At 45.9% G+C, this 4,437-nt stretch carries 2 protein-coding genes; both read right to left on the bottom strand.

Annotated elements, in window-relative coordinates:
* Nucleotides 1-26 precede the first annotated feature (26 nt).
* Nucleotides 27-1,724, bottom strand: coding sequence for a RagB/SusD family nutrient uptake outer membrane protein (locus BACCELL_RS04930; RefSeq protein ID WP_044153293.1), 1,698 nt, complete (start codon nucleotides 1,722-1,724; stop codon nucleotides 27-29).
* 21 nt (nucleotides 1,725-1,745) lie between these two features.
* Nucleotides 1,746-4,437, bottom strand: a 2,692-nt coding sequence (locus BACCELL_RS04925) for a SusC/RagA family TonB-linked outer membrane protein (protein WP_007210483.1), incomplete at its 5' end; no start/stop codon positions are given.

The raw sequence follows: 4,437 nt of genomic DNA, 5'->3' as shown, positions 1-4,437 counted from the left end.
GGAAAGTAATGAATCAACCTTCATCCTTATTTCTGATAATCCGGATTCTGTGTCAGATACGGGTTCGTGGTAAACTCATCCTGCGGAATGGGATACAATTTGTACTTATCGTTCACATCTTTACCCACATACGTACCAACTTCACCGTCGCTGCTACCTTTCCAGTCCCAGTTATATCCTTTTGTGAATTTGCCAAAGCGGATCAGGTCTGTGCGACGCACCAACTCCATATTCATCTCACGGGCTCTTTCATCCAGAATGAAGTCCAGATTCAACTGGCCGTCGGTAATACGACCGGATACCCCGTCACCATAGTTACCAGACATATAAGCACGGTCTCTGATTTCATTCACATAACCCAGCGCCTCAGCACGCGTGCCTTCCGCAGCCCCGCGAAGAATAGCCTCAGCAGCCATCAGGTAAGCATCTGCCGTACGGAACATCGGGAGGTCTACAGACGAATACTTAGTACCACCATCTACCAATTCCTTACGGTCCCTGGTTACATTTCTCCATTTGATGCACGCATAACCATTCTCAAAAGTCTTCTGGAAAGCCTTACCTTCTACCCAGGTTTCCTTTGTATGACCGATAGTAAAGAACTGTGCACGCTTATCTTTCTTATTATCTCCCCAAGGATCATTTTCATAGAAGGTTTGGTCAGCCTCATCAAACTTATCTACAAGCGCCACCTTCACACGGGCATTACCCCAACCACGGCTACCTACTCCGGTTTTCACATAGCTATCCATCGGACCATTCATCAATGCTTTAATCAGAAAGTTGGTTCCGGCACTGCTCTGTGCATAGTCAGCATCCTGCACCAAAGGCCAGATGATTTCGGAGCAAGTATTGTTATCTGCCAGGAAGATGTGACGGTAATCAGAAGCCAACGGATAATTACCTTCCGTAATCACTTTCTTGGCATATTTATAAGCATTGGTATATTCATTCTTGCCTACCCATGTTTCGGCATTCAGATAAACACGTGCCAGGAGAAACCAAGCCGATACACGATCCACACGACCATATTCATTCCGCTTCGGTTCTTTCAGTAAGGTTGTCAGTTCTTCCGTTTCGGAAATCACATAGTCGTAGATTTCCTGGCGGGTCTTCTGATGAGGAATCGTACCTACATCCATCGTTTCATCAATGAAAGGACCCGAACCGTACAAGTCGCAAATCATGCTGTAGCAATAAGCACGGATGAAGCGTGCTTCAGCACGGTAATAAGGCATTTCAGCCTGCAAAGCATCGTATACGCCACGGTCTTTCAATTTCCCTTCCGTACTTTCGCGCAAGAACTCATTACAGTAGTTAATGGCCATATACAGACGATAATATGAATAGCAAATAATCTTTGTCGAAGGGTCCCAGTTCATATACAACAGTGACAAACTTCCATGACTGCCACCGGAATGGAAAACGATCTCATCCGTACAAGCCTCTTGCAAATAGAACAGGGCACGTGTATAACCACTATAACCTTCATCAATACCCGGCACGTCACCGTTTCCGCCATCACCACCCTTTTGTCCGGTCTGGATAAGGCTGGCGTAACACTTTGCCAATACTCCGATGTATCCCTCAGGTGTAGAATAAACCTTCTCGCCCACCAATTCATTGTCGTCCAAAGGCAATGTATCCAAATCTCCCAGACAAGAAGAAAGAAGGAAGAGAGATACCAGACATATACTTGCTAACTTGAAATATTTCGTTTTCATTGTTTTCTGATTTTTCATGAATTAAAAATTAAGATTTACTCCCAGCATGAACATACGCGGGCGCTGATAGATGTTCTTATCGATGCCGCTATAAATTTCCGGGTCAAGACCGCTATAGCCTGTCAGTGTACATACATTCTGCACGGTGAAAGAGAGACGAAGAGAGGTCTTTTCGTTCCACAACTTATCGAAGGTATGTCCTAACGTAATGTTGTCGATACGGAAGAAGTCGCCTTTCTCCAGGAAGTAATCGGTATAGATGCGATCCTGCGTAAATCCGGTTTCAAGGGTAGAACGCAGAATATTGCTGGAAACGCCGGTTCCGCCATAAAGTCCGTCCAAAGAATCGGAGGCTTTCACATAGTTATAAACATAAGCACCGAAGCTTCCATGTCCGTTGATACCCAAATCCCAGTTCTTGTATGTCAGACGGGTAGAAAGACCGCAGTAGTAAGGAGCTTTGGAACTTTTGCCGGTCACGTACTTGTTGGCATCTTCTTCGCTGCTGGTGACGGAACCATCTTTTGCGATATATTTGCCATCCAGCGGCTTACCATTATCATCATAAGCCTGTTGCAACAGGTAGAAAGTATTCGGAGTTTCGCCTACCATGTGGACTTGCAGATATTTACCCGTACCGCCGGCATTACCTGTCTTCACATAGTTGTCTTCACGGTCAATGGTGTTCAGCTTTGTAATTTCGGAAGTATTCCAGGTAAAATTACCGCTGACAGTCCATTCCCAATCCTTATTCTTCACAGGAATCACGTTGATACCGATTTCCAGACCTTTACTCTTCATATTACCGATATTGGTTTCAATCATATTGGTAAAGTTGCTTCCGGCAGGAACGAATATCTTATTCAGCAGGTCTTTGGTAGTACGCCAGTAGTAATCAATCGTACCGGAGATGCGGTTGTTCAGGAAACCATAGTCGATACCGATATTATAAGTTTCGGTAGTCTCCCACTTGATGTTGGCATCGTAGCCATTGGGACGGTAAGTAGTGTACCATTGATCACCGAAGTAATAGCGGGATTCGTCATAAGATGCCGTATAAGTCGGCAGGTGCTGATAGTATGAACCGATGGATTGCTGACCGGTCTGGCCGTAGCTCAAACGGAGTTTCAAATCGGACAAGGCTTTGAAGTTAGAGAGGAAAGCCTCTTCGTTCACACGCCAGGCTGCCGCAACTGAAGGGAAATACCCCCAACGGTTATCGGGAGAAAAACGTGAAGAAGCATCTGCACGCAGAGTAGCCGTCAACATGTAGCGTTGTTTCCAGGAGTAGTTTACACGTCCATAGAAAGAAAGCAGGTAAAGTTCAGCTTCGGCATGCTGGGGGGTAGCCAGTTCTTTGCCTTCGGTGTCGGTGGTTACACTATTATTCTTATACCAGAAACGTTGCCAGCCATAACCACCCATAACATTGATGTGATGATCTTTCAGTTCCTTGTCGTAATTGGCATAGAAATCGAGCAAGGTGTTGCGCTTGGTCTGATGGTATTTATAGCGTTTGCCCGTACCGTCATTCTGATTTCCAGTGTACATGGAGGGAGCAAGATCGGGCACATTTTCACGATTGTCATTCTTCTGGATGTCATAGCCCATATTCAGATTGAAGCGCAGGTCTTCCAATCCGTGCACCTTGTAGTCGAGGGCAATGTTACCGATAGAACGTTTTGTTTTTTCGAGTTTGTCAGCCAGTTCCAGATCGGCAACCGGATTCGCAGCGGCCAGCGTGATGGGTTTACCGCCATTCATCCATGTATAATATCCCAGACCTACATTACCTTCATAGTCTTCGTAAACAGGACGGGTAGGATCAAAAGAGAGGGCACTGCCAATCACGCCTGTTGAAACCGGTTGATTATTCTCAATACTTCCCTTGACGTTAATATCTACAGAAAGATGTTTATCAAAGAACTTCGGAGACAGACCTACACTGGCGTTGATACGCTCGTAGTTATTATTCTTCAATGTACCATTCTGGTTAGTATATCCTACGGATACACGGTAAGGCATATTCTTCAAAGCTCCGGTCATGGACAAGTTATGATCCGTACCCAGTGCCACGCGGTAGATTTCTTTCTGCCAGTCTACATCTGCATTGCCCAGCTTGAAAGTCTCCGGAGCATTGGCATGCTCGGCAAAAGCCTGACGGAATTCTTCAGTAGACAGTACATCCATATACTGATATACATTGCTTACTGTCATGTTTCCGTTATAGTTGAAGGAGGGACGGGAGGTACCGTCAGCACTTCCCTTCTTGGTAGTGATAATGATGACACCATTGGAAGCACGCGAACCGTAAATAGCTGTGGCAGAAGCATCCTTCAATACGGTAAAGGAAGCAATGTCGTTCGGATTGATGGCACTGATAGAAGTATTGCTTACGGGTACTCCATCGATAACAATCAGCGGATCATTATCTGCCGACAAAGAGGCTCCCATACGGATACGGATGGTACCGCCGCTACCCGGTGCACCATTGCCCGGCACGATATTCACACCGGCAACTTTACCCACCAGAGCATCTTCAGCAGTCAATTGCTTACCTTTGTTCAGCTCATCCGGTTTCACGGTCAGCAAAGATCCGGTCACGTCGCCTTTCTTCACCTGTCCGTAGCCGATGACTACAACTTCGTCCAGTAACTCACTGTCTTCCTGCATAGTAACTACAATAAGAGGTTTGTCTGTCACGGTGATTTCC

Origin of the sequence: Bacteroides cellulosilyticus DSM 14838, from assembly GCF_000158035.1 — a bacterium.
GTDB lineage: Bacteria > Bacteroidota > Bacteroidia > Bacteroidales > Bacteroidaceae > Bacteroides > Bacteroides cellulosilyticus.
Note: the sequence above shows the minus strand (reverse complement) of the source record. Positions and strands in the feature narration are given on the sequence as shown.